The sequence below is a fragment of the uncultured Luteimonas sp. genome, from assembly GCF_947492465.1.
Lineage (GTDB): Bacteria > Pseudomonadota > Gammaproteobacteria > Xanthomonadales > Xanthomonadaceae > Luteimonas.
Map to the genome: position 1 here is coordinate 183,905 of NZ_CANLNF010000002.1, position 25,652 is coordinate 209,556.

The 25,652-nt window shown below is 71.4% G+C and carries 23 protein-coding genes; 11 read left to right on the plus strand and 12 right to left on the minus strand.

From position 1 onward, the window contains the following. Nucleotides 1–47: 47 nt before the first annotated feature. Nucleotides 48–725 carry a DUF481 domain-containing protein gene (locus tag Q0863_RS05870; RefSeq protein ID WP_298576327.1) on the plus strand — a complete coding sequence of 226 codons (678 nt, stop codon included), beginning with the start codon at nucleotides 48–50 and terminating at the stop codon, nucleotides 723–725. Between the two features lie 41 nt (nucleotides 726–766). Here the strand turns inward: Q0863_RS05870 and hemC are convergent, their stop codons facing one another. The 6 genes from hemC to Q0863_RS05900 all read right to left on the minus strand — a co-directional run bounded on the left by hemC (nucleotide 767) and on the right by Q0863_RS05900 (nucleotide 9,724). Beyond that, nucleotides 767–1,681, minus strand: coding sequence for a hydroxymethylbilane synthase (hemC, locus tag Q0863_RS05875; RefSeq protein WP_298576330.1), 915 nt, complete (start codon nucleotides 1,679–1,681; stop codon nucleotides 767–769). Between the two features lie 56 nt (nucleotides 1,682–1,737). After that, nucleotides 1,738–2,469: a LytTR family DNA-binding domain-containing protein gene (locus Q0863_RS05880; RefSeq protein WP_298576332.1), complete on the minus strand. Its 732-nt coding sequence runs from the start codon at nucleotides 2,467–2,469 to the stop codon at nucleotides 1,738–1,740. Between the two features lie 72 nt (nucleotides 2,470–2,541). Further along, the gene (locus tag Q0863_RS05885; protein ID WP_298576335.1) at nucleotides 2,542–3,231 is read right to left on the minus strand and encodes a carboxylesterase; all 690 of its coding nucleotides are present in this window, start codon (nucleotides 3,229–3,231) and stop codon (nucleotides 2,542–2,544) included. 252 nt (nucleotides 3,232–3,483) lie between these two features. Further along, nucleotides 3,484–6,255: a bifunctional [glutamate--ammonia ligase]-adenylyl-L-tyrosine phosphorylase/[glutamate--ammonia-ligase] adenylyltransferase gene (gene glnE, locus Q0863_RS05890; RefSeq protein WP_345780516.1), complete on the minus strand. Its 2,772-nt coding sequence runs from the start codon at nucleotides 6,253–6,255 to the stop codon at nucleotides 3,484–3,486. Between the two features lie 655 nt (nucleotides 6,256–6,910). Then, the gene (locus tag Q0863_RS05895) at nucleotides 6,911–8,539 is read right to left on the minus strand and encodes an NAD(P)/FAD-dependent oxidoreductase (RefSeq protein ID WP_298576337.1); all 1,629 of its coding nucleotides are present in this window, start codon (nucleotides 8,537–8,539) and stop codon (nucleotides 6,911–6,913) included. Between the two features lie 90 nt (nucleotides 8,540–8,629). Next, nucleotides 8,630–9,724 carry a UDP-N-acetylglucosamine--N-acetylmuramyl-(pentapeptide) pyrophosphoryl-undecaprenol N-acetylglucosamine transferase gene (locus tag Q0863_RS05900; protein WP_298576340.1) on the minus strand — a complete coding sequence of 365 codons (1,095 nt, stop codon included), beginning with the start codon at nucleotides 9,722–9,724 and terminating at the stop codon, nucleotides 8,630–8,632. A gap of 259 nt (nucleotides 9,725–9,983) precedes the next feature. Between Q0863_RS05900 and Q0863_RS05905 the strand changes: the two genes are divergently transcribed. Then, a complete protein-coding gene (locus Q0863_RS05905; protein WP_298576343.1) occupies nucleotides 9,984–11,498 on the plus strand; it encodes an acetyl-CoA hydrolase/transferase family protein in 1,515 nt (504 codons plus the stop codon). A 43-nt stretch (nucleotides 11,499–11,541) separates the two neighbouring features. On the opposite strand, the gene Q0863_RS05910 is transcribed toward Q0863_RS05905, so the two are convergent. The 4 genes from Q0863_RS05910 to Q0863_RS05925 form a co-directional block, all read right to left on the minus strand. Further along, entirely contained in the window at nucleotides 11,542–11,817 is a 276-nt protein-coding gene (locus tag Q0863_RS05910; RefSeq protein WP_298576346.1) for a GIY-YIG nuclease family protein, read from the minus strand. A gap of 187 nt (nucleotides 11,818–12,004) precedes the next feature. Further along, the gene (groL, locus tag Q0863_RS05915; RefSeq protein WP_298576349.1) at nucleotides 12,005–13,645 is read right to left on the minus strand and encodes a chaperonin GroEL; all 1,641 of its coding nucleotides are present in this window, start codon (nucleotides 13,643–13,645) and stop codon (nucleotides 12,005–12,007) included. Between the two features lie 143 nt (nucleotides 13,646–13,788). Beyond that, nucleotides 13,789–14,079, minus strand: coding sequence for a co-chaperone GroES (groES, locus tag Q0863_RS05920; RefSeq protein ID WP_298576353.1), 291 nt, complete (start codon nucleotides 14,077–14,079; stop codon nucleotides 13,789–13,791). Nucleotides 14,080–14,789: 710 nt separating this feature from the next. Then, entirely contained in the window at nucleotides 14,790–15,263 is a 474-nt protein-coding gene (locus Q0863_RS05925; RefSeq protein ID WP_298576356.1) for a winged helix-turn-helix transcriptional regulator, read from the minus strand. Between the two features lie 250 nt (nucleotides 15,264–15,513). Here Q0863_RS05925 and Q0863_RS05930 point away from each other — a divergent pair, with 250 nt between their 5' ends. Both Q0863_RS05930 and alr read left to right on the plus strand, forming a co-directional pair. Next, on the plus strand, nucleotides 15,514–16,797 hold the full coding sequence (locus Q0863_RS05930) for a D-amino acid dehydrogenase (protein ID WP_298576358.1): 1,284 nt from the start codon (nucleotides 15,514–15,516) through the stop codon (nucleotides 16,795–16,797). After that, nucleotides 16,797–17,873, plus strand: a complete 1,077-nt coding sequence (alr, locus tag Q0863_RS05935) for an alanine racemase (protein WP_298576362.1) — start codon at nucleotides 16,797–16,799, stop codon at nucleotides 17,871–17,873. The genes Q0863_RS05930 and alr overlap by 1 nt, the downstream gene beginning before the upstream one ends. 72 nt (nucleotides 17,874–17,945) lie before the next feature. Here the strand turns inward: alr and Q0863_RS05940 are convergent, their stop codons facing one another. Then, nucleotides 17,946–18,431 (minus strand): acyloxyacyl hydrolase, encoded by a 486-nt coding sequence (locus Q0863_RS05940; protein WP_298576365.1) that lies wholly within the window; start codon nucleotides 18,429–18,431, stop codon nucleotides 17,946–17,948. A gap of 228 nt (nucleotides 18,432–18,659) precedes the next feature. On the opposite strand from Q0863_RS05940, the gene cutA reads away from it, so the two are divergent. From cutA to Q0863_RS05955, 3 genes are read left to right on the plus strand one after another with little or no spacing between them, the layout of a single operon-like run. After that, on the plus strand, nucleotides 18,660–18,989 hold the full coding sequence (gene cutA / locus Q0863_RS05945; RefSeq protein WP_298576368.1) for a divalent-cation tolerance protein CutA: 330 nt from the start codon (nucleotides 18,660–18,662) through the stop codon (nucleotides 18,987–18,989). Further along, nucleotides 18,986–21,382, plus strand: coding sequence for a protein-disulfide reductase DsbD (locus tag Q0863_RS05950; protein WP_298576371.1), 2,397 nt, complete (start codon nucleotides 18,986–18,988; stop codon nucleotides 21,380–21,382). Before cutA ends, Q0863_RS05950 begins: the two co-directional genes overlap by 4 nt. Next, nucleotides 21,379–21,975 carry a TlpA disulfide reductase family protein gene (locus Q0863_RS05955; protein WP_298576374.1) on the plus strand — a complete coding sequence of 199 codons (597 nt, stop codon included), beginning with the start codon at nucleotides 21,379–21,381 and terminating at the stop codon, nucleotides 21,973–21,975. Before Q0863_RS05950 ends, Q0863_RS05955 begins: the two co-directional genes overlap by 4 nt. A gap of 8 nt (nucleotides 21,976–21,983) precedes the next feature. On the opposite strand, the gene Q0863_RS05960 is transcribed toward Q0863_RS05955, so the two are convergent. Further along, a complete protein-coding gene (locus tag Q0863_RS05960; protein ID WP_298576377.1) occupies nucleotides 21,984–22,601 on the minus strand; it encodes a glutathione S-transferase family protein in 618 nt (205 codons plus the stop codon). 186 nt (nucleotides 22,602–22,787) lie between these two features. Here Q0863_RS05960 and aroQ point away from each other — a divergent pair, with 186 nt between their 5' ends. The 4 genes from aroQ to accC are packed head-to-tail and all read left to right on the plus strand — an operon-like array spanning nucleotide 22,788 to nucleotide 25,592. After that, nucleotides 22,788–23,234, plus strand: coding sequence for a type II 3-dehydroquinate dehydratase (gene aroQ / locus Q0863_RS05965; RefSeq protein WP_298577058.1), 447 nt, complete (start codon nucleotides 22,788–22,790; stop codon nucleotides 23,232–23,234). Nucleotides 23,235–23,273: 39 nt separating this feature from the next. Then, nucleotides 23,274–23,762: an acetyl-CoA carboxylase biotin carboxyl carrier protein gene (gene accB, locus Q0863_RS05970; RefSeq protein ID WP_298576379.1), complete on the plus strand. Its 489-nt coding sequence runs from the start codon at nucleotides 23,274–23,276 to the stop codon at nucleotides 23,760–23,762. 41 nt (nucleotides 23,763–23,803) lie between these two features. Then, nucleotides 23,804–24,235, plus strand: coding sequence for a four helix bundle protein (locus tag Q0863_RS05975; RefSeq protein WP_298576382.1), 432 nt, complete (start codon nucleotides 23,804–23,806; stop codon nucleotides 24,233–24,235). Continuing rightward, a complete protein-coding gene (gene accC, locus Q0863_RS05980) occupies nucleotides 24,225–25,592 on the plus strand; it encodes an acetyl-CoA carboxylase biotin carboxylase subunit (protein ID WP_298576385.1) in 1,368 nt (455 codons plus the stop codon). The genes Q0863_RS05975 and accC overlap by 11 nt, the downstream gene beginning before the upstream one ends. Nucleotides 25,593–25,652: the final 60 nt, after the last annotated feature.

The following is a 25,652-nucleotide window of genomic DNA, read 5'->3' on the forward strand; positions in this document are numbered from 1 at the left end:
GCTTGGCACAATGGCGGCCGGAAATCGTTTCCACCCCTGGAGTCCGGATGCTCGCCAGCTGGTGGCTGGCCGTGATCGGCCTGCCCGTGTTCCTGCAGCCCCTGCCCGAAGCGCCGGACCAGCCGGCGGCGCTGGCGGTCGCCTCCGGGCGGGTGTCGCTGCGCCAGCCCTGCCTGCGCCTGGTCTGCCCCGACGCCGAGTGGCGGCAGTCCCGGCGCACGCTGGCCCGCAGCGACGCGCCCGGCGTGGTGGCCGAGATCAGGCCGCAGCGCCTGCCGCGCCTGGCCACGCGCCGCTTCATCGGCCTGCATTCGCCCGCGTCGCGCCGCGACTGGTTCGACTCCAGCGGCGGCGCCGCCCTGGTCGATGCCCGCTACGGGATGGAGGCGGTCCGCAGCGCGCAGACCCGGATCCAGGTGGAGGTCGGCACCGGCTATCGCCTGCAGCCCTACGCCAACTACGGCACCGCGACGCAGGGACCGGTGGCGATGGGCCAGCTGCGCCTGTCGCAGCGACTGGGCGAGTTCGGCTCGCTGAACCAGCAGGTGCGGGTGGAGCGCGGCCGCGAGAACGCCTACCTGCGCCAGACCATCGGCGTGGACCTGGAGCTGGCCCCGCAATGGTCGCTGCTGGGCGATTTCGAGCTGCGCCACGACACCGCCGGCAACGGCGGGCAGGGCCATACCGACCGGGAAGGCTCGGTCCGGCTGCGCTACGCCTTCTAGGCCGGGCGGAGGCGATCGGCCGCCATCTGGCGCCGCGGCGATCAGGTGTGCGGCGCGAGCAGCGCCCCGGCGCCGTCTTCCAGCAGCCGTCGCGCCACCTCCGCACCCACGCCCGCAGCGTCCTCGCCGCTGGCCTCGGCACGCAGCAGGCGGCCACTGCCGGCATCGCCGACCAGCCCCTGCAGCTGCAGCCGCCCGCCGTCGATTTCCTGGGCGAAGGCCGCCACCGGTACGTGGCAGCTGCCGTGCAGCGCGCGGTTCATTGCCCGCTCGGCCTCGACGCAGCGCCGCGTGGGCGCATGGTCGAGCACCGAAAGCAGGCGCTGCACGGCGGTATCGCCGTCGCGGCTCTCGATCGCGATCGCGCCCTGCGCGGGTGCGGGCAGCCAGCCCGGCGCCAGCAGCCGCGAACGGATCCGCGCCTCCAGCCCCAGCCGCAGCAGGCCCGCGCAGGCGAGCACGATGGCGTCGTAGTCGCCGCCGTCGAGCCGCGCCAGCCGCGTGTTGACGTTGCCGCGCAGGTCGCGCAACTGCAGGTCGGGCCGGCGCGCGCACAGCTGCGCCTGGCGCCGCAGCGACGAGGTGCCGACGCAGGCGCCCTCGGGCAGGTCGTCGATCCCGTCGAAGCGGTTGCTGACGAAGGCATCGGCGGGGTCGGCGCGCTCCAGGATCGCCGGCAGGGCGAAGCCCGGCTCCAGCGCCATCGGCACGTCCTTGAGCGAATGCACCGCGCAATCCGCCTCGCCGCGCTGCATCGCCACTTCCAGCTCCTTGAGGAACAGGCCCTTGCCGCCGATCGCGGCCAGCGAACGGTCCAGCACCTCGTCGCCGCGCGTACTCAGCGGCACCAGCGCGACCTCCAGGCCCGGATGCGCCGCGCGCAGGCGCGCGGCCACGTGTTCGGTCTGCCACAGGGCGAGCGGGCTCTTGCGGGTGGCGATGCGAAGCAGGTCCATGCGCGCATTATCCCCTGCGCGGGCGCCTCGGTGGCGCGACCGCCGGCCTGCGCGGGCTAGAGGCTGCGGATGGTGTCGCGCAGCTGCGCCACGCAGCGGCGGCTGACTTCCAGCGGGCGGTCGCCGTGGCGCAGGATGGCGTGGACGTGGCCGTCCAGCCCGCGCCGCAGCTCGACCAGCTCGTGCCGGGCCACCAGGCAGTTGCGGTGGATGCGCACGAAGCGGTCGCCGAACTCGTCCTCAAGCGACTTGAGCGACTCCTCGATCAGGTCCTCGCCGCGCGCGTGGTGGACCACAACGTACTTCTCCTCGGCCTGCAGGTAGCGCACGTCCTCGACCGGGATCAGCCGCAGGCTGCCGCGCAGCCGCGCGCACAGATGGGTGCGGCGCGCGCCGTCGGTTCCGCCACCGGGCCGGGGCTGGCGGCCAGCGGTCAACGCGCGCGCGCGCTGCAGCGCCGACGCCAGCCGTTCGGCGCGCACCGGCTTGACCAGGTAGTCGACCGCTTCGGCGTCGAAGGCCGACAGCGCGTGCGCATCGTAGGCGGTGCAGAACACCACCGCCGGCCGCGGCTCGAACGCCTGCAGGTGCCGCGCCACTTCCAGCCCGTCGATGCCGGGCATGGCGATGTCGAGCAGGACCAGGTCCGGATCGTGCTCGGCGCAGGCGTGCAGGGTCTGGTGCCCGTCGCCGACCTCGGCCACCACCTCCACGTCGGCCTGCGCGGCCAGCAGCGCCCGCAGGCGCTCGCGGGCAAGCGGTTCGTCGTCTGCGATGACGATCTTCACTGGGGCGTCCGGTTCCAGGAAAAACGTGTCATCGGCATGGTAGCCGCAGCCCGGCCGGCCGCCAAACGCGGCTCAGGCCGCAACCGCAAGCCGCCTGCCGATCCAGTCGCCAAGGTCGCGGATCTCCTCGATGCAGACCGAGTGCGGCATCGGGTAGCGATGGAACTCGACCTCGAAGCCATGCTGGCGCATCCAGGCCGCGCTCTGCTCGCCGGCCGCGAAGGGCACCACCGGATCGGCGGTGCCGTGGGCCATGAACAGCGGCTGCGACTTCGCGGCCGCGGCCAGCGCAGCGGCGGCGGTCGCCGCGCCGGGCAGGTAGGTGGACAGGCCCACCAGGCCGGCCAGCGGGGTCGTGCGGCGCAGGCCGGCGGCGAGGGTGATCGCGCCGCCCTGCGAGAAGCCGGCCAGGAAGATCCGCGAGGCCGGGATGCCGCGCGCGATCTCGCGGTCGATCAGCGCCGTGACCTGGGCGATGGATTCGACCACGCCCTGCTCGTCGGCGCGATTGGCCAGGTCGAAATCGCGGATGTCGTACCAGGCGCGCATGCGGGCGCCGTTGTTGATCGTCACCGCGCGCACCGGCGCATGCGGGAACACGAACCGCATCGCCGGCCAGCCGGGCCGCACCAGTTCGGGCAGGATCGGCACGAAGTCGTTACCGTCGGCGCCCAGGCCGTGCAGCCACAGCACGCTCCACGCCGGATCGGCGCCTGTTTCGCGCTCGATCGTCTCCAGCCACTGCGGCCCACCGTCGCTCATCGCGTTGCGTTCCCTTCGATGCAGCGGCGCACTATAGCGCGCCGGCTGGCGCCGTCCGCTCGACGCGCCGGTTGGTGGCAGCCGCGCAAACGGGGCGCGCGACGACCCGATACGCGCGCCCGCGCGATACGGCATCACCGGGCCAGGGCCGCGACAGGGTGCCGGCAGCGCAGGGGGCATCCTGCGCGAGCGCGACCGGCCCGCCGGGTTCCTCGCGACATCGCCGGCGGACGTCCGCTGCAGGCGTCCGGCTCAGTCCACCAGCCCGTGGCTTCGCCACGCATGGCCGATCACCGCGCGCGCCGCCTGCAGCGGCACATCGAGCGGCACGATGCGCGCGCGCCGGTCGAGCGTGCAGTCCAGGCCGGTGGCAACCAGCAGGGCGTGCGCCTCGCCCAGCGCCTGCGCGGCCTCGGCGTCGAGCACGCCCGCACGCGCCAGCGCCTCGACCAGCAGCGGGGTCGCGCGCGGGAGCAGCAGTTCGGGGCGCGCCACGGCCTCGCGCAGCACCAGGTACTGCAGCAGGAACTCCAGGTCGACCAGGCCGCCCTCGCCCTGCTTGAGGTCGAACAGGCCCTCGCCGCCGCGGTCGAGTTCGGCGCGCATGCGCGCGCGCATCGACACCACGTCCGCGCGCAGCGTGTCCTGCGCGCGCTCGCGACCGAGGGTGGCCGACCTGATGCTGTCGAAGGCCGCGGCAAGTTCCGGATCGCCGGCCACGCAGCGCGCGCGCACCAGCGCCTGGTGTTCCCAGGTCCAGGCGCGTTCGCGCTGGTAGTCGCCATAGCTGGCCAGCGACGACACGAGCAGACCCTTGCCGCCATCGGGACGCAGCCGCACGTCGATGTCGTACAGGCGCCCGGCGCCGGTCACCGCGCCCAGCAGGGCCACGATCTTCTGCGCCAGGCGCGCGAACCAGCGCGGCGCGTCGAGCGGGCGCGGCCCGTCGGACTGCACGTCCAGCGGCGCGTCGTACAGGAACACCAGGTCGAGGTCGGAGCCGAATCCCAGCTCCTCGCCGCCGAGGCTGCCGTAGCCGAGTACCGCGAAGCCCGCGCCGGCGATCGCGCCATGCGCGGCGTGCAGCTCGCGCCGCGCCAGCGCCAGCACGGCCTGCACGATCGCATCGGCCAGCCAGGCCAGCTGGCGCGTACTGTCCTGCGCGGGCTGGCGCCGGTCGAGGGTGGCCAGCGCGATGCGGAAGCTGAGCTGCTGGCGGATCTCGTTGAGCGCGAACAGCGCGGTTTCGGTGTCGTCGGCATCGACCCCGGCGCAGGCCGCCTCGAACAGCTCGCGCGTGGGCAGCGGACCTTCGGCGCGGGCGTCGAGCAGTTCGTCGAGCAGCAGCGGGTGCGCGGCCAGCCGCTCGGCCAGCAGCGCGCTGCGGGTGACTAGGTCGACCAGCCGCGCCAGCGCCGGCGGGTGTTCGTCGAGCAGGGCCAGGTAGCTCGACCGCCGCAGGATGTTGTGCAGCAGCGCCAGCAGCCGCCGGATCGCCTGCAGGGGACGGTCGGCCGGCGCCGAGGCCTGCAGCAGCACCGGCATCACCCGGTCCAGCCGCGCCCGGGTGGCGTCGGACAGTTCGCGCACGCTGGGCGAGCGGGCGAAATCGCGCAGCGCCGCGTCCACGCTGCCGGCATCACCGAACCCGGCGGCCGCCAGCGCATCGGCGCTGCTGCCGTCGGGAAGCGCGCGCCAGTAGGCGGCGATGTCGTGGGCCACGGCGGGCTGCTGCCCCCGCTGCGACAGCAACGCGTCGAATTCCTGGGCGACATCGTCGCGATGCCGGCGGATCTCCGGCTCGAGCGTCTGCCAGTGCGCGTGCCCGAGCCCGCGCGCGATCCGGTCGCGGTCGACATCGGTCGCGGGCAGCACGTGCGTCTGCGCGTCGCGCAGCATCTGCAGCCGGTTCTCCAGCCGGCGCAGGAAGCGGTAGTCGCCCGCCAGCGCCTCGGCGGTGTCGGCGCCGATCTGGCCGGCTTCGCACAGCGCGGCCAGGGCGGGCAGCAGCTGCGGCTGCTGCAGCGCGGGTTCGCGACCGCCGCGGATCAGCTGCAGGGCCTGGGCGAGGAACTCGATCTCGCGGATGCCGCCCGGCCCGCGCTTGACGTCGTCGGCCAGCTCCTGGCGCACGACCTCGGCGGCGATCATCGCCTTCATCTGGCGCAGGCCGTCGAGCGCGCCGAAGTCGAGGTAGCGTCGATAGACGAAGGGGCGCAGCGCTGCCAGGAAGCGCTGCCCCGCCTCCACGTCGCCGGCGACCGGGCGCGCCTTCTGCCAGGCGTAGCGTTCCCAGTCGCGGCCTTCGCGCTGGAAGTACAGCTCCATCGCGGCAAAGCTCATCGCCACGCGCCCGGCATTGCCGAAGGGGCGCAGGCGCAGGTCGACCCGGTGGCAGAAGCCGTCGACGGTCGTCTCGTCGAGCAGCCGCGCCAGCTGCTGCCCCAGTCGCGCGAAATAGTCCTCGGCGGCCAGCATGCGCGTCCCGTCGCTTTCTCCGCCGTGCTCGTAGGCATAGACCAGGTCGATGTCGGAACTGAAGTTGAGCTCGCCGCCGCCGAGCTTGCCCATGCCGAACACGACCAGCCGCACCGGCTGGCCCTCGCCATCACGCACCACGCCATGGCGGCGGGCGAAGTCCTGCTCCAGCGCGTCGAGGGCGATGTGCAGGCACGCTTCGGCTAGGCGCGTGGTGCCGGTGAGCGTGGCATCGACATCGTCGATTCCGAGCACGTCGCGCCAGACCAGGCGGGTCGACTCGGCGCGTCGATACTGGCGCAGCAGGCGCGGCCAGTCGTCGCGACCGTCCGGGTCGAGCACCGGCGGCGCAATCGCCGTCGCGCCGTCGTCGAGCGCCAGCTGCGCGAGCACGGCCGGCTGCTGCACCAGCACGTCGATGGCGAAGTCGCTGGCGATCGCCACCTGCCGCAGCCGTTCGTACAGCGGTCCCTCGCCGGCCAGCGTGGGGAAGCGCGCAAGTGCGCGATCGGCGATCGCCTCGGACTGGGAGCGGGGGTCATCCATGGCGGGATTGTGCAGCAGCGGCGGACCCGCGGCTTCGTTGCCCGGCGCTGGTCCTGCCGGGCCGTGCCTGGCGACGCGCCCGTCCGGAGGGCGCGCTGCGGGGAAGAGGACGAAACGATGCACCCGGTGCTCCGGGCGTCGTCGTCGGGGATCGCGGGATCCCGCGCGCTGCCGGCGGGCGCGCTGCGCGCATGTCGCTGGCACGCGACCGCAGGCGCTGGCCGCCCTTGGGTTCCGCGATGCAGGCTTGCCTGCCCGCGGGACAGTCGGCCGTGGGTGGCGAGAGTGGAGAGCGGCTGCGGATGCACGGGACCTGTCTCTTTCCGCGCGCGTTGCGCCCGCCGTCAAACCAGGCATGCACAGGCGCCGACGACGTCTTCGTCGGCCTGCGCGCCAGGCTCCGGGCAATAAAAAAGCCCGCTCGCAGTTGCCTGCCAGCGGGCTTTGCTCCCTCCCCCACGTCGGGTGCGGGGGCATCGTGAACGATTCGTTACCCCGGTTGCACGCTGCACCGCAAAACGATACCGGCCGGTTTACTAAGCGGTGTGCAGGTCGCGCTCGCCGCACTGCGGTTGGTAACGATTACATCCACGCGAGGAGCCGATGCGTCGAGTGCGTGCCCGCTCTTTGGGCGCGCGCGACGCCGCCCGGGACGTCAGTCCGGCCGCGGCCGGCGCCGCAGGTCGCGTAGGATTTCGCGCGCGGCGTTGCGCCCGGGCAGGCCGGTGACGCCGCCGCCCGGATGGCTGCCGGCGCCGCACAGGTACAGGCCGGGCAGCGCGCCGCGGTAGTTGCCCTGGCCCAGCAGCGGGCGTGCGCTGAACATCTGGTCCAGGCCGAGTGCGCCGTGGAAGATGTCGCCGCCGACCAGGCCGAACTCGCGCTCCAGGTCCAGCGGCGAGAGCGCGCGGTAGCCCAGCACGCTGCGCGCGAAGTTCGGCGCCACCGCGTCCACCGTGTCGATCATCAACCGGGCGACCGTGTCGCGATGTGCGTCCCAGCCGCCCTCGCCCGCCGGCAGTTCCGGATTGACGTGCTGGCAGAACAGGCTCGCCACGTGCTGCCCGGGCGGCGCCAGGGTGTCGTCGAGCGTGGAGGAGATCACCAGCTCGACGATCGGCGCGCGCGCCCAGCCGGGATTGTGGGCACGCGACTTGGCGTCGAAGTAGGCGTTCTCGAAATACTGCAGCGAGGGTCCGACCAGGATCCCGCTCTGGTGATGCGGCTGCAGCCGGGTTCCGGGCGCGGCCGTGAAGTCGGGCAGCTCCGACAGCGCCACGTTCATGCGGAAGGTGCCCGAGCCGCAGCGATAGCGCCCGATGCGTTGCACGGTGTCCTCGTCCAGGTGCGCGGGGGCGACCAGGCGCGTGTACAGCAGCTTCGGGTTGAGGTTGGACACCACGGTCGCGGCGCGCAGCTCGCGGCCACCGGCCAGCACCACGCCGGTCGCGCGGCCGCCTTCCACCAGCACCTGCTCCACCGCCTGCCCGCTGTGGACCTGCACGCCGCGCGCCGCGCACTCGGCCGCGATCGCCTGGGTGATGGCGCCCATGCCGCCGATCGCATGGCCCCACACGCCCGGCTTGCCGTTGGTCTGCCCGAACACGTGGTGCAGCAGCACGTAGGCACTGCCGGGCGTGTACGGACTGGCGAAGTTGCCGACCACCGAATCCCAGCCCAGCGCCGCCTTGAGCGGCGTGGATTCGAACCAGTGGTCGAGCAGTTCGCCTGCGGACTTGGTGAACAGGTCGAGCAGGTCGCGGCGGCCGCGCAGGTCGAGGTGCCGCAGTCGCCGCGCGGCATCCAGCGAAGCCAGCCAGTCGGCCAGCGCCATGCGGTCGCCCAGGTTGGGCGGGGTGCGCTGCATCAGCTCGCGCAGCACCGCGACGACGCGATCGAGCATCGCGCCGTAGCCGGCGAGGCGCTCGATGTCCCGCGGCGACGAGGCCTGCAACGAGGCGGCGGTGTGGCCCTCGCCCAGGCGGAACGCGCTGCCGTCGGGCAGCGGCAGGAAGTTGGCGAAGGGGCGCTCGACCACGCGCAGGCCGTGCCTGGCCAGGCGCAGCTCGGCGATCACCTTCGGATCGAGCAGGCTGACGGTGTAGCTGGCGGTGGAGTTGCGGAAGCCCGGGTGGAACTCCTCGGTGACCGCCGCGCCACCCACCACCGCGCGGCGCTCGAGCACGGCGACGTCCAGGCCGGCGGCGGCGAGATAGGCCGCGCACACCAGGCCGTTGTGGCCCCCTCCGATCACCAGCACGTCGTGGCTGTCGCGCATTCGCATCCTTCCCCGCGGCGAGCCATGCCGCGGCCCATTGTAGGAGCGCCTTCGGGCGTGCTGCGACGCCCGCTGTGCAGGCTCGGCTGCGCTGCCCTACGCCGCGGGCAGCAGGCGCTCGACCGCATCGGCCAGGCGCGCCGCCGCATCGGGGCGTCCGAGCGCGGCGGCGGCGCGGGCGGCGTCGGGCAGCCGCGTGGGGGATTCGAAGGCGTCGCGCAGCACCGCGGCCAGCGTCCCGGGCAGGAGATCGGCTTCCGCGATGTGCCAGCCGACGCCGGCCTGCGCCAGCGTCTGCGCGTTGCGGCGCTGCTCTTCGCGCGCGCCGCCATGCGGCAGGGGCACGAAGATCGCCGGACGGCCGATGGTCAGCAGGTCCGCGGCGGTGGTGGCGCCGGCGCGGGTGACGACCAGGTGCGCGGCGCGCAGGCGCTCGCCCATGTCGTCGAAGAACGGCCGCACGGTCGCGTCGATGCCGGCTTCGCGCAGCTGCGCGGCCAACACGTCGGCATCCTCGCCGCGGTACTGCAGCGACAGCTGCAGCCGCCTGCGCAGTGATTCGGGCAACAGCGCCAGCGCCGGCGGCACCACGCGGCCGAACACCGCGGCGCTCTGGCTGCCGCCGACCACCAGCAATCGCAGCGGACCCTCGGCGTCGAGCGGCGGATAGTCGCCGCGCGCCTGCAGGATCGCCTGCCGCACGGGATTGCCGGTCTCGACGATCCTGGCCGGATCGAATCCCTCGGTGCCCGCGACCTCGGGAAACGAGGTCGCCAGCGCGCTGGCGATGCGCAGCAGCTGCACGTTGGCCTTGCTCAGGCGCGTGGCCTGTTCGTGCAGCAGCAGTGGCAGGCCCAGGCTTCGCGCCGCCAGCGCCGGCGCAAAACTGGGATAGCCACCGAAACCGACCATCACCGCAGCGCGGCGGCGCCTGAGGTCGCGGCGCGCGGCCAGCACGCCACGCAGGATGGTGAACGCGGCCCGGGCCTTTGCCGCAAGGCCGCCTTCGAGCGAGCTGGCGGGCAACACCACGTGCGCGATCCCTTCCAGCGCCCGGGTGAACTGCGCGCCGCGCTGCTCGGTGTGGATGACCACATCGTGGCCGCGCGCCATCAGCTCGCGCGCCAGCGCCTCGGCCGGGAACAGGTGGCCGCCGGTCCCGCCGGCGGCAAGTGCGATCGTGTGTTTCAAGCCGTGCTTCCGACATCCGCGTTGCCGCGGGCCTGCGCGCCGCGGAGGCCGGCATTATGCGTCAGCCGCAGGCGGCGGCAGGACGCGAAGGATCCGGGTCGACCCCCGCGATCGCGCGGCCGGTCCGGCGATGCGCATGCAGGTGCCGGCCAGCGGCGCACTGTCGAAACGCAGCGTCTTCCGCCGCAGGCCGCCTTCGCGCACGGCGACGGGCATTCCGCGGGAGATAATGACGTCCCCATGTCGCCGCAGTGCCCCGATGTCTGAAGAACGGATCCGCAACGCGCCACTCAGGGCGCGCGTGGTCGATGCCGCCACCGCCGCGGCCCATATCGCCCCCGGCAATACCGTCGCCATGAGCGGTTTCACCGGCTCGGGCTATCCCAAGCTGGTGCCGCTGGCGCTGGCCGAGCACATGGGCGTGGCCCACGCCGCCGGCGAGGCCTTCCAGATCAGGCTGCTGACCGGCGCATCCACCGCGCCCGAGCTCGACGGCGCCCTGGCCAAGGTCGACGGCATCGCGCTGCGCCTGCCGTTCCAGAGCGATCCGGATGCACGCCAGCGCATCAACGACGGTTCGCTGGCCTATATCGACGCGCACCTGAGCCACGTCGCCCAGCACGCCTGGTTCGGCTTCTACGGCGATATCGACGTGGCCGTGGTGGAGGCGGTCGCGATCCGCGAGGACGGCAGCATCGTGCCCTCCACCTCGGTCGGCAACAGCAAGACCTGGCTCGACCTGGCGAAGAAGGTGATCGTCGAGGTCAACGCCTGGCAGCCAGCCGAACTGGAAGGCATGCACGACATCTACTACGGCACCGCGCTGCCGCCGCAGCGCAAGCCGATTCCGCTCGAACGTACCGACGACCGCATCGGCGACACCGCGCTGCGCGTGGATCCGGACAAGATCGTCGCGATCGTGATGACCAGCGGTCCGGACCGCAACAGCCCGTTCAGCCCGGCCGACGCCACCAGCGAACAGATCGCCGCGCACCTGATCGACTTCCTGCAGCACGAGGTCGCGCGCGGCCGCCTGCCGCCCAGCCTGCTGCCGCTGCAGTCGGGCGTGGGCAACATCCCCAACGCCGTGCTGGCGGGGCTGGCGCAGAGCGGCTTCCGCGGCCTCACCGCCTTCACCGAAGTGATCCAGGACGGCATGCTCGACCTGCTGCGCAGCGGCGTGCTCGCCAGCGCCTCGTGCACCGGTTTCGCGATGAGTCCGGAGGCGAACGAAGCGTTCAAGCGCGAGATCGACTTCTTCCGGCAGAAGATCATCCTGCGCACGCAGGAGATCTCCAACCATCCCGAACTGGTGCGGCGCCTGGGCTGCATCGGCATGAACGGGATGGTCGAGGTGGACCTGTACGGCAACGTCAACTCGACCCACATCATGGGCAGCCGGATCATGAACGGGATCGGCGGCTCGGGCGACTTCGCCCGCAACGGCTTCCTGTCGATCTTCCTCTCGCCCAGCACCGCCAAGGGCGGCAGCATCAGCTCGATCGTGCCGATGGTCAGCCACGTCGACCACACCGAGCACGATGTGTCGATCATCGTTACCGAACGGGGCCTGGCCGACCTGCGCGGGCTGTCGCCCAAGCAGCGGGCGAAGGTGCTGATCGAACGCTGCGCGCATCCGGACTATCGCGACGCGCTGCAGGACTATTTCGACCGTGCACTGCGCGACAGCTACGGCAAGCACACCCCGCACCTGCTGCCGGAAGCGCTGTCCTGGCACCAGCGCTGGCTCGACAGCGGCTCGATGCTCGGCTGAGCCGCATCGCGACCGGACCGGCGCACGCGCCAATGCGCGCCGTTCACGCGTCGAAGAACGCCCGCTTGCGTTGCCGCGGCAGGCGCTTGAGCTGCCATTCCGCGCGCGAGGCCGCGGCGCGATCGGGATAGGCGCGCTGCGCCAGCAGCTGGAACGGGCCGCGCCCGCGCGTATAGCGCGCGCCCTTGCCGGCCGCATGCGCGCGCAGCCGCGCGGCGACATCGTTGCTGATGCCCGCGTACCAGCTGCCGTCGCCGCATTCGACCAGGTACAGCCACCAGCCATCGCCGCCCTGCCCCTGGGGCTGGGCCGGCGGCACATCGTCCGGACGGGGATGCGTTGGGCAAGCAGGTTCGCGCATGGGCGCAGGATGCCTGAAGCGGGACATCGCGCCCAGCACGACCAGCGGGTGGCCGGGCAGCACGTGCCTCGGCAGGGGCCGTACAAAGAAAAACCCCGCCTCGCGGCGGGGTTTTTCGTGTCGCAGTGGAACGGTTGGCGCTGGATCAGAAATCCATGCCGCCCATGCCGCCCATGCCGCCGCCGCCCGGCATCGCCGGCTCTTCCTTCTTCGGCAGCTCGGCCACCATCGCTTCGGTGGTGATCATCAGGCCGGCGATCGAGGCCGCGTTCTGCAGCGCCGAACGGGTGACCTTGGTCGGGTCGAGGATGCCGAACTCGATCATGTCGCCGTACTCGCCGGTCGCGGCGTTGTAGCCGTAGTTGCCCTTGCCGTCCTTGACCGCATTGAGCACCACGCTGGGCTCTTCACCACAGTTGGTGACGATCTCGCGCAGCGGGGCTTCCATCGCGCGCAGGGCGATCACGATGCCGTGGTTCTGGTCTTCGTTCGCACCCTTGAGCTGGCCGATGGCCTGCAGCGCGCGCACCAGGGCCACGCCGCCGCCCGGGACCACGCCTTCTTCCACCGCCGCACGCGTGGCGTGCAGGGCGTCTTCGACGCGCGCCTTCTTTTCCTTCATCTCGATCTCGGTCGAGGCACCGACCTTGATCACCGCAACGCCGCCGGCCAGCTTGGCCACGCGCTCCTGCAGCTTCTCGCGGTCGTAGTCCGAAGAGGTCTCTTCGATCTGCGCCTTGATCTGCTTGATGCGGGCTTCAATGCCGGCGGTCTCGCCGGCGCCGTCGATGATCGTGGTGTTCTCCTTGGAGACCTGGATCTTCTTGGCGCGGCCGAGGTCGGCGATGGTCGCCTTCTCCAGCTGCAGGCCCACTTCCTCGGAGATCACGGTGCCGCCGGTCAGCACGGCCATGTCTTCGAGCATCGCCTTGCGACGGTCGCCGAAGCCCGGGGCCTTGACGGCGCAGACCTTGACGATGCCGCGGATGGTGTTGACCACCAGGGTCGCCAGCGCCTCGCCCTCGACCTCTTCCGCCACGATCAGCAGCGGCTTGCCGGCCTTGGCCACGCCTTCCAGCACGGGCAGCAGGTCGCGCACGTTCGAGATCTTCTTGTCGTGCAGCAGGATGAAGGGATCATCCAGCTCGGCCGACATCGACTGCTGGTTGTTGATGAAGTACGGCGACAGGTAGCCGCGGTCGAACTGCATGCCCTCGACGACGTCGAGCTCGTTCTCCAGGCCCGAGCCTTCCTCGACCGTGATCACGCCTTCCTTGCCGACCTTCTTCATCGCGTCGGCGATGATGTTGCCGATCGACTCGTCGGAGTTGGCCGAGATCGTGCCGACCTGGGCGATCGCCTTGTCGTCGGCGGTGGGCTTGCTGATCTTCTTCAGCTCTTCCACGGCGGCCTTCACCGCCTGGTCGATGCCGCGCTTGAGGTCCATCGGGTTCATGCCGGCGGCGACCGCCTTGGAACCTTCGCGGATCAGCGCCTGCGCCAGCACGGTGGCGGTGGTGGTGCCGTCGCCGGCGTTGTCGGAGGTCTTGGAAGCGACTTCCTTGACCATCTGCGCGCCCATGTTCTCGAACTTGTCGGCAAGCTCGATTTCCTTGGCGACGGAGACGCCGTCCTTGGTGATGGTCGGGGCGCCGAAGCTCTTCTCGAGCACGACGTTGCGGCCCTTCGGGCCGAGGGTGGCCTTCACGGCATTGGCGAGCGTGTTGACGCCGCGCACCATCTTGGAGCGCGCGTCCTCACCGAAACGGATTTCCTTGGCAGCCATGTTGAAACTCCGGGATTGGGGATTGGGGATTGGGGATTGGGAAAAGCGGAACGACGGATTCGGGACGGGGAAGGATTGCGGGCGCCTGGCGCTCTTACGAATCCCTGATCCCCAATCCCGAATCCCGTCGCGGTGTTCGGCGCTTAGCCGAGCACCGCGAAGATGTCGTCTTCCTTCACCACCAGGTAGTCGGTGCCGTCGAGCTTGACCTCGGTGCCGCTGTACTTGCCGAACAGGACCTGGTCGCCAGCCTTGACCTTGGGCGCGCGCACGCTGCCGTTGTCGAGCACCTTGCCCTCGCCCACGGCGACGACCTCACCCTTGATCGGCTTTTCGGTGGCCGAGTCGGGGATCACGATGCCGCCGGCGGACATCTTTTCTTCTTCCATGCGCTTGATGACCACGCGGTCGTACAGCGGCTTGATGTTGCTCATGTTCAACCCTCGCAAGTGATTGATTGGACTACAAAACGGGCGGCGATGTTAGCACTCTCACACAACGACTGCCAGCATCGCGGGCGCGAAAATCCCGGACGGGCCGGGAGGTGGGCGGAACATGGGGAGGCTTCACGTGGCTTTCAAGGGGGGCAACATGATCCGGCGCCACGCCGGCTTGGCCGGGGGCGCAGGAAGGGCCGGGCCTTGCCAAGACGCGGGGGCCGGATGCGGGTGTGCCCGGCGACGAATGCCCCCCGGTGCCGGCCTGCAGGCCGGCACCTCCTCCTTGATTTCGTCCCCGGGCACACCCGCATCCGCCATGACCCGAGGTAGAGGCCGATGGCAAAGGCAACGGCAACGGAGTGGCGCCGCAGCCCTGCCAATCAGCCAGCCACTGGCTACCCCGGAACCGTCTGACCCTGGCCGCCCGGTGCCCGGCCGGGGATAGTCGACCGGCCACCACCGCTACCGTCAGCCGCGCCACGTCGAGGTCGGCAGGCCCCTGCGGCCAAATCAAGGAGGAGGCCTTCGCCGGGAGGCGGAGGCCGGGGGACATTCGCGGCAGGGGCCTGCCGGCCGCGCGGGGCCCGTCAGGTGCGACGCTCTCTCGAGATTCCGCACGCCTGGACAACCACGACCGCATACCGCACCGCTCCGAGAACCAGGCAGCCGTACGACGCCCGCCAGATCGGGAAAGAGCTTGGGGCTCAGTCCGCCACCGGCAGCTCCAGCGTCTCCTTCACTTCTTCCATGACGATGTAGCTCTTGGACTCGCGCACGTGCGGCAGGGTCAGCAGGGTGCTCCCCAGCAGCTTGCGGTAGGAGGCCATCTCCGAGATCCGGGCCTTGATCAGGTAGTCGAAATCGCCCGAGACCAGGTGGCACTCCAGCACGTTGGGCAGGCGCAGCGCGGCGCGGCGGAACTCCTCGAAGATGTCGCCGGACTTGTAGGCCAGGCTGATCTCCACGAACACCAGCAGGCTGGCCTTCACCGCCGCGGGCGAAAGCCGCGCGTGGTAGCCGGTGATCACGCCGTCGCGCTCGAGGCGGCGCACGCGCTCGGTGCAGGGGGTGGTCGACAGTCCCACGCGTTCGCCCAGCTCGGTGAACGGGATCCGCCCCTCCTGCTGCAGGATGCGCAGGATCCGGCGGTCGATGCGATCGAGTTCGCGTGCCTTCATGGGTGTCCCGCGGGAAGCCGGTTTCCGAGCGATTTTACCTGCCACAGCGCTGCAAAACGGAGAATTTCACTGGATTTTGCTTCCTATACTGGTGGAAGCCCCGGCTTTCTCCTTCCACCGGGTCCAGCGTCGTCGTCCACCCCTCCCGGGCGATGGCGCTGGACTCCGGCCTGCGCGGGAACGGCGTCATCCGCCCCGCCGGCGGCTTCCGATTTCCACCCTTTTTGACCTTTCGTCGAGACCAGAGGCGATGCGCATCCTGATCCTGGGTTCGGGCGTGATTGGCGTGACCAGCGCCTGGTACCTGCGCCAGCAGGGACACGAGGTGGTGGTGGTCGACCGCGAGGCGGCGCCGGCCCTGTCCACCAGTTTCGGCAACGCCGGCCAGGTGTCGCCGGGCTACGCCTCGCCGTGGCCGGCGCCGGGCATCCCGCTCAAGGCGGTGAAGTGGCTGCTCTCGCGGCACGCGCCGCTGGCGATCCGCCCCACCGCCGATCCGGCGCAGTACCGCTGGCTGTGGCAGATGCTGCGCAACTGCACCCATCGCCGCTATGCGGTGAGCAAGGCGCGGATGGTGCGGCTGGCCGAGTACAGCCGCGACTGCCTGGCCGAGCTGCGCGTGGCCACGGGGATCGAGTACGAGCAGCGCACCCTGGGCACGACCCAGCTGTTCCGGACCCAGGCCCAGCTCGACGGCGCGGCGCGCGACATCGCGGTGCTGCGCGAATACGGCGTGCGCTACGAACTGCTCGACCGCGACGGCATCGTGCGCGCCGAACCCGCGCTGGCGCAGGTGCGCGACACGCTGGCGGGGGCGCTGCGCCTGCCCGGCGACGAGACCGGCGACTGCCACCTGTTCACCACCAGGCTGGCGGCCATGGCGGCGGCGGCCGGGGTGGAATTCCGGCAGGGCCAGGACGTCGAGGCGCTGCTGGCCGATGGCGACCGCCTGGCCGGCGTGCGCATCGACGGCCGCGTCGAAACCGCCGACCGCTACGTGCTGGCCCTGGGCAGCTGGTCGCCGCAGCTGCTGGCGCCGCTCGGCATCCGCCTGCCGGTGTATCCGCTCAAGGGCTACTCGCTCACCATCCCGATCACGCGGCCCGAAATGGCGCCGCATTCGACCGTGCTCGACGAAAGCTACAAGGTGGCGATCACCCGCTTCGACGACCGCATCCGCGTGGGCGGCATGGCCGAGGTGTCGGGCTACGACCTGTCGCTGCCGCTGCGCCGGCGCGAGACGCTCGAACTGGTGGTGCGCAGCCTGTACCCGGACGGTGGCGACCTGGCGGCCGCGGAGTTCTGGACCGGCCTGCGCCCGTCCACGCCCGATGGCCCGCCGGTGGTGGGCGCGACGAAATTCCGCAACCTCTGGCTCAACACCGGCCACGGCACCCTGGGCTGGACCATGGCCTGCGGTTCGGCGCGCTACCTGGCCGACCTGATCGACGGACGAACCCCGGCCATCGACACCGAAGGCCTGGACATCGCGCGCTACGGCCGGCCCTGGCCGAACCCGAAGGGACTGCGCTGATGCGCCCCTCGCGCGCCACCATCGACCTGGACGCGCTGCGCCACAACTATCGCCATGCGCGCGCGCTCGGCGGCGGCCGGGCGCTGGCGGTGGTCAAGGCCGACGCCTACGGCCATGGCGCCATCGCCTGCGCGCGCGCGCTCGAGCCGGAGGCCGACGGCTTCGGCGTGGCCTGCATCGAGGAAGCGCTGGAACTGCGCGAAGCCGGGATCCGCGCGCCGATCCTGCTGCTGGAGGGCTTCTTCGACGCCGGCGAACTGCCGCTGATCGAGCACCACGACCTGTGGACGGTCGTCGCATCGCCCTGGCAGGTCGAGTTGCTGGAGCGGCATCGTGCGGCGCGGCCCTGGCGGGTCTGGCTCAAGCTCGACTCGGGCATGCACCGGCTGGGCCTGTCGCCCGCCGAGTATGGCGTCGCGTGGCGCCGCCTGGCCGCACTGCCCTGGATCGAACGGATGGTGGCGATGAGCCACTTTTCGCGCGCCGACGAGCTTGCGCACGCCAGCACGCCGGAACAGCTGGACACCTTCGACGCAGCGCTCGCGCAGCTGCCGCCGGGCGTCCCGGTCAGCCTGGCCAATTCGGCGGCGCTGATGGCGTGGCCGGCGACGCGCCGCGACTGGGTCCGGCCCGGGCTGATGCTCTACGGCTCGCATATGCTCGACGCGCCGCGTGCCGAGGCCGGTGCGCTGCGCGCGGTGATGACACTCGAATCGAAGGTGATCGCAGTGCGCGAACTGGCCGCGGGCGAGCCGATCGGCTACGCCGGGACGTTCACCACCACCCGCCCCACCCGCGTGGGCGTGGTCGCGGCCGGCTATGCCGACGGCTATCCGCAATACGCCACCTCCGGCACGCCCGTGGTCATCGACGGCCAGCCGGGCGAGCTGATCGGGCGCGTGTCCATGGACATGCTGACCATCGACCTGACCGACCATCCGCGCGCCGGCCTGGGCAGCACGGTGGAGCTTTGGGGTCCGCGCCTGCCGGTGGCCGACGTGGCCGCGCGCAGCGGCAACAGTCCCTACCGCCTGCTGACCGGGCTCAAGCGCGTGCCGCGCCTGCATCGCGGCTGAGAACGGCAGGCGCCGCCCCGGACCGGAAGTGACGTACATCCTCGCCGCGAGCGGGCACGACCGCCACGGCGGCTAGAACCGCCACGCCCCCTGCAGCATCGTCTCGCCGTCGTTGGGCTGGTGCAGGCTGGCGTTGGAGATATGCCGGGCCAGCAGCGAGAAGCGGCCCCAGCGCCAGCCGAACGTGCTGATGAACTGCGGATCCCCGGACAGGGCATCGGTCGAGCCGCTCTGCACGCCCACGCCGAAGCCGCCGACCAGGCCGCTCGGCCGTTCGTAGCGCAGGCCGCCGTGGACCAGGGTGACGTCGTCGCCGTTGTCGTAGTCCGAGTCGTTGCGGCCGCGCACGTGCATCGCGCCGAGCTCCCAGTGCAGGGTACCTCCGCGGAATTCGCGCCATTCCGGCAGCCAGGCCAGCGCCACGACCGGCGTGTCCTCGTTGCCGCGGGTCAGCGACACCCCGGCACCGGCTTCGACCTGGGCCGCGGCCGCGACGCTCCAGCCGCACAGGACCGGCAGCATCAGCAGGGCAAGCCGGCGCAATACGACACGTGGCATCGGCGACATGGGCAACCTTGGGCACGCTGGGGTGGGGGAAGAATAATGGCAGCGACGCGGGCGGAATGGTGCGGGTCCCGGCACGCAGCGTTGCGGCAAGTCCGCCAGCGCCGCGCCGCGCGGCCCGGGCAGCCGCGCTCCGGGCACGGGGCCTTCCGCCATCCGCGCGGCTGCGCGACCGGCGTCGGCTATCCTATCCGGCCCCGGAAACCCGATGCCCGCCCTGTCGTGACCGCCCTCGCCTGCCTGTGTACCTGTCCCGATGCCGCGGTCGCCGCGCGCATCGCCGAGGCGCTGGTCGACGAACGGCTCGCCGCCTGCGTGAACGTGTTGCCGGCGGTGGGCTCGGTCTATCGCTGGGACGGCCGGGTCGAGCGCGCCGAGGAGGTGCTGCTGGTCATCAAGACCGTCCGCGCACGGCTCGAGGCGCTGACCACACGCGTGCTCGAACTGCATCCCTACGAACTTCCGGAAGTGATCGCGGTCGATATCGCCGGCGGACTGCCGGCCTACCTGGCCTGGATCGCAGACGCGACCCGCCCCGGAGCCGACGCTTGAACCAATTGACCGCCCACCTGGCCCGCGCCGCCATGCTCGCGCTGCTGGCCTTCGCGCTGCCGGCCCAGGCCGTCGACGAGAGCGAACTGCTGCCTGTCGACGAGGCCTTCGTGCTGCAGGCGCGCGCCGTCGAACGCGGGCGGATCGCGATCGAATGGACGATCGCCGAGGGCTACTACCTGTATCGGCACCGCACCTCGGTGCAGGTCGCCGAGGGCGGCTTCAAGGCCAATCCGCTGGAGCTGCCGCCGGGCAAGCGCCACACCGACGAGTTCTTCGGCGAGGTGGAAACCTATCGCGGCCGCCTCGTCGCCATGCTGACCGGCGCCGCGGCCGACGGCGTGCGCGAACTCGGGCTGCAGGTGAAGTACCAGGGCTGCGCCGACCTCGGCATCTGCTACCCGCCACAGACGCGCACGCTCCGGGTCGCGCTGCCGGCGGGCGATGCCGGCGGATCCGGCGCGGCGCCTGCAGGCGATACGCGGTTCACGGCGCTGGGCCGCAGCCTGGCCGGCGCGGCGCCGACGGGCCTGCGCGGCGTCGACGCCAGCGGCGCGGCGCAGCCGCTGCCGCTGCCGCCGGAACAGGCCTTCGGCTTCGAGGCCATCGCCGGCGACGGCGACACCCTGCTGCTGCGTTTCACCCCCGCCCCCGGCTACTACCTGTATCGCGACCGCAGCAGCTTCCGCGTCGACGGCCACGCCGGCATCGGCGCCGGCGCGCCGGGCTGGCCGCCGGGCGTGGCGCATCGCGACGAGCACTTCGGCGAGGTGGTGGTCTATTTCGACCAGGTCGACGTGCCGCTGCCGCTGCGCCGCACCACCGCCGACGCCGCCACCGTGCGCCTGACCGCGACTTTCCAGGGCTGCCAGGACGAGGGCATCTGCTACCCGCCGATGACGCGCGCGGTGGAGGTGGCCCTGCCGGCCGGAACGGTCGACACGTCGGACGACGCGGCATCGGCCCGACCCGCATCGGAATCGCAGCCGCCGACCGCCGGGGACGACGCAGCGGCGGAACCGGGGGCAGCCGCGTCGGGGTCAGAGTCACCTTCCCCCGAGCGACTCGCAGCCTCGGAAATGGCCGATGGGGAAAGTGACTCTGACCCCACCTCCTCGCCACCTGACGCCTCCGCCGACAACGCCGCGCGCACCGCGCCGCCGGCCAGCGCGCTGCCGGCCGGGGGGGCGCTGGGCGCCCTGCTGCTGGCGCTGCTCGGCGGTCTGGTGCTCAACCTGATGCCCTGCGTGCTGCCGATCCTCTCGCTCAAGGTGCTGGGCCTTGCGCAGAGCGGCGAGAGCCGCGCCCGTGCGCGCAGCCACGCACTCTGGTACACCGCCGGGGTGCTGGTCGCCTTCGCCGCGATCGGCGCGCTGGTGCTGGCGCTGCGCGCCGGCGGCCAGGCGCTGGGCTGGGGCTTCCAGCTGCAGCAGCCGTGGTTCGTGGCGGCGCTGGTGTACCTGATGTTCGCGGTCGGCCTGAGCCTGTCGGGCGTGTTCACCCTCGGCGGCAGGATCGGCAGCGTCGGCCAGGCGCTGGCATCCCGGACCGGGCCAGCCGGCGACTTCTTCACCGGCGTGCTGGCCTGCGTGGTGGCCAGCCCCTGCATCGCGCCGTTCATGGGCGGCGCGCTGGCGTTCGCCTTCACCGCTTCGCCGTGGCTGGCGCTGGCGGTGTTCCTGATGCTCGGCCTGGGGCTGGCGCTGCCGTTCCTGCTGATCGGCTTCGTGCCCGCGCTGGCCGACCGCCTGCCGAGGCCGGGAGCGTGGATGGAGACGTTCAAGCAGGTCCTGGCGTTCCCCATGTACCTGACCGCGATCTGGCTGCTGTGGGTGCTGGGCAAGCAGCGTGGTGTCGATGCGATGGCGCTGGTGACGGTGGGCCTGGCGGTGTTCGCGCTGGCGCTGTGGTGGCACGAGCGCAGGCGCTGGACCGGCGGCGCGGCCGGCCGGCTGCTCGCACTGGCGCTGGCCGTGATGGCGCTGCTGCCGGTCTGGAAGGTCGATTCCATGGCCCCGCCGCAGCGCGCGGCCGAGGCCAGCGTCGACGGGCGCCAGGCCTGGTCCGAGGAGCGCCTGCAGGCGCTGCGCAGCGAAGGCCGCGCCGTGTTCGTCAACATGACCGCCGACTGGTGCGTGACCTGCAAGGCCAACGAGCGCCGGGTACTGTCGCAACCCGCGTTCCGCGCCGCACTCGAGCAGGCCGACGCCGCCTACCTGGTGGGCGACTACACCAACACCGATCCGGCCATCACCGCCTTCCTCGACCGCCACCGGGCGGTGGGCGTGCCGCTGTACGTGGTCTATCCGCGCGGCGGCGGCGAGGGCGAGGTGCTGCCTGCGCTGCTGAACGACGAGATCGTCACCGCGGCGCTGCGCCGGGCCGCGCCATGAAGCTCACCCCGCTCAAGATCGTGCTGGTGGCCGCAACCGCCGGGGCGCTCGGCGTGGTCGTGGGCATGTTCGCCACCGGGCCGGGGCCGCTGCTGGGCAGCGAGTTCGGCCAGCGCGTGCTCAACGATGCGCTGACCGCCAGCACCGCCGTGCCCGAAGGCGTGGAGGTCGCGCGTCGCGGCGAGCCGCTGCCGGCGATCCGGGTGCAGGGCCTCGACGATCCGTCCTTCGACCTGCCCGGCGACTTCGCCGGACGGCCGCTGCTGGTCAACGTCTGGGCCAGCTGGTGCGGCCCGTGCATCAAGGAAATGCCGGAACTCGACCGCTATGCCCGCGCCCAGGGCGAGGCCGGCGTGCAGGTGCTCGGCCTGGCCCTGGACGACCGCCAGGCGGTGCGCGAGTTCCTGCAGCGCGTGCCGGTGGACTATCCGCAGGCGATCGACGCGCCCGGCCCGGCCGATGCCGGCGTGCAGCTGGGCAATCCGAAGGGCGTGCTGCCCTACTCGATCCTGGTGTCGGCCGACGGGCGCCTGCTCAAGCAGAAGATCGGCCCGTTCGAGCACGGCGAGATCGACGCCTGGGCGCGGCCCTGAGCCGAGCGTCAGTCCAGTCCCGCGAAGGGATCGCGCCAGGCCTCGATCTGCTCCAGCCGCGCGTACCACGCGCGCACGTGCGCGAACGGCGCGAGCGGGAGGCCGGCCTGCGCCGCGAACGGCAGCGCCGAGGCCACCCGGAAGTCGGCGTAGGTCGGCGCATCGCCCACCAGCCAGCGGCGCCCGGCGAGGATCCCGTCGAGCACCGCGGCGAAAGGCTGGAACTCGGCGTCCGCCGCCGCGATGGCGGCCTCGTCCGGCGCCCGCGTGAAGTAACGCGGCACCACGATGCGTTCGAAATACCGCACCCCGGCCCAGTGGGTGAAATGGTGGGCGCTCCAGCTGACCCACTGCATCACCTCCTCGCGCCGCGCCTGCGGCCAGAACCCCGGGGCGAAGCGGCCAGACAGCCGCATCGCGATGGCATCGGTTTCCCACAGCGTCAGCGCCGGCTCGACCAGCACCGGCACCCGCGTATTGGGGTTGATGGCGCGGAACGTCGCCTGGTCGCGCCCCATCGGCTCGACCCGGACCAGGCGCACGGGCGCCTGCAGGTAGCGGGCCACCGCTACCGCCACGCGTGGATTGAGGTGGTGCGAGTAGTACAGGATGTCGTCGGTCTGCATGCTGCGCTTCCAGCGGTCGGCCTCTTTCCCGGCGAACGGGCGGGGCGCGGATCGACAACCACGCCGGACACCGGGCTTGACCGGGCGGAAACTCAAACACCCGCTTAAATCCGGCAAACTTCGGCGAACTGGACAGCATCCGCGACATCCCCCAGACTGCGCGCCTTGTCCCGCCCCGCCCGACCGATGGCCCAGCTGCTGCTCCTGCACGGCCCCAACCTCAACCTGCTCGGTACCCGCGAGCCGGAGGTCTACGGGCACGCCACCCTGGCCGACATCGACGCCGACCTCCAGGCGCGCGCCGCCGAGGCGGGCCACGCGCTCGAAAGCCTGCAGTCCAATGCCGAGCACGTCCTGGTCGACCGCATCCAGGCCGCCCGCGGCGACGGCACCGCCTTCATCCTGATCAACCCCGCGGCCTTCACCCACACCAGCGTGGCGATCCGCGACGCGCTGGCGGCGGTGGCGATCCCGTTCATCGAGATCCACCTGTCCAACCCGCATGCCCGCGAGCCCTTCCGCCAGCACAGCTACCTGAGCGACAAGGCGGTCGGCGTGGTCTGCGGCTTCGGCGCCGACAGCTACCGCTACGCGCTCGACGCGGCCCTGCGCCGGCTGCCGGCAGCCGCCTGACCCCTTTTCCTTTTCGCAAGCCCGAACACGAGGCCGTCCATGGACCTTCGCAAGCTCAAGAAACTCATCGAACTGCTCGAGGAATCGAACCTCGCCGAAATCGAGATCAAGGAAGGCGAGGAGTCGGTGCGCCTGTCGCGCGGCAGCAGCGCCGGCGCCCAGATGGTCTATGCGCAAGCGCCCGCACCGGCGCAGGCCCTGCGCGCCGACCAGGTGATGCCGATGCAGTCTCCGGTCGACGCCGCCACCGGAGGCCGCGCCCCGGCGCCGGAGGCCGCGTCCGGCCTGCCGGCCGGGCACGTGGTGACCTCGCCGATGGTCGGCACCTTCTACGCGTCCCCGGCCCCGGACAAGCCGCCCTTCGTCACCGTCGGCCAGGCGGTCAAGGCCGGCGAGACCATCGGCATCATCGAGGCGATGAAGATGTTCAACCCGATCGAGGCCGACGCCTCCGGCACGATCCTGGCGATCGCCTGCGAGAGCGGCCAGCCGGTGGAGTTCGACCAGCCGCTGTTCGTGATCGGCTGAGCCGATCACGACGGGATTCGGGATTGGGGATTCGGGATTTGGTGGAAAACCTGTCGCTGCCGAGACCGCACGAACGCCTGGACGTCTGGCGCGATGCAATGCTGCTCGTGGAAGCGGTCTACCGCGCAACATCCCGGTTTCCGGTGGAGGAACGCTTGGGGCTGACGGCACAGATGCGCAGATGTGCGGTCAGTGTCCCGTCCAATATCGCCGAGGGTGCCGCCCGCCGCTCCACGTCCGAATATCTGCGTTTCCTGTCGATCGCACGCGGCTCCCTTTCAGAACTGTCGACTCAGCTTGAAATTTCCCGCCGCCTTGGTTTCGACGAAGGCTCCGCTATCGATCCGGATCTCCTCGACCGCACGTTCGCGCGCCTCAATGCGTTGATCCGCGCAAACGAAAGACGCCTCCGTGAGCCGGACGACGCGCTTCCCGAATCCCCAATCCCGAATCCCGAATCCCATGCTCGATAAAGTAGTCATCGCCAATCGCGGCGAGATCGCGCTGCGCATCCTGCGCGCCTGCCATGCGCTGGGCATCCGCACCGTCGCCGTGCATTCCACGGTCGATCGCAACCTCAAGCACGTGGCGATGGCGGACGAGTCGGTCTGCATCGGCCCGGCGCCGTCCAACCGCAGCTATCTCGACATGCCTGCGATCATCGCCGCGGCCGAGGTCACCGACGCCCAGGCGATCCACCCCGGCTACGGCTTCCTCAGCGAGAACGCCGACTTCGCCGAGCGCGTCGAGCAGTCGGGCTTCATCTTCATCGGCCCCCGCGCCGAGACCATCCGCCTGATGGGCGACAAAGTCGAGGCGATCCGGGCGATGAAGGAGGCCGGCGTGCCCTGCGTGCCCGGCAGCGGCGGCCCCCTGGGCGACGATCCGGACACCAACCAGCGGATCGCGCGCGAGATCGGCTATCCGGTCATCGTCAAGGCCGCGGGCGGCGGCGGCGGCCGCGGCATGCGCGTGGTGCACACCGAGGCCGCGCTGGCCACGGCGGTGTCCACCACCAAGACCGAGGCCAAGGCCGCGTTCGGCAACGACATGGTCTACATGGAAAAGTTCCTGGAGAACCCGCGCCACGTGGAGATCCAGGTGCTCGCCGATGGCCAGGGCAACGCGATCCATCTGGGCGAGCGCGACTGTTCGATGCAGCGCCGCCACCAGAAGGTGGTGGAGGAAGCGCCGGCGCCGGGGATCAGCGAAGAACAGCGCGCCGAGATCGGCAAGGTCTGCGTCGAGGCCTGCATCCGCATCGGCTACCGCGGCGCGGGCACGTTCGAGTTCCTGTACGAGAACGGCCGCTTCTACTTCATCGAGATGAACACGCGCATCCAGGTCGAGCATCCGGTCACCGAACTGGTCACCGGCATCGACCTGATCCGCGAGCAGCTCAAGATCGCCTCCGGGCAGAAGCTCTCGATCCGCCAGGAAGACGTGGTGCTGCGCGGCCACGCGATCGAATGCCGCATCAACGCCGAGGACCCGGACAGCTTCCTGCCTTCGCCCGGCCTGATCCAGCACTTCCATTCGCCCGGCGGCCCCGGCGTGCGCGTGGACTCGCACATCTACGAGGGCTACACGGTCCCGCCGAACTACGATTCGATGATCGGCAAGCTGATCGTGCACGGCGCCGACCGCGACCAGGCGATCGCGCGGATGCGCGTGGCGCTGAGCGAGATGGTGGTGGACGGCATCAAGACCAACATCCCGCTGCAGCAGCGGATCATGGGCGACGGCGGCTTCCAGGCCGGCGGCCAGAACATCCATTACCTCGAAAAGCGCCTGGCCGAACGCCGGGAAAAGGCGCTGTCGATCGGCTGAACCGGGCGTCGCGCCCCGCCCGCGCGGCGGGGCCGCCCCACCGGCGCTGCGGTATCCTCG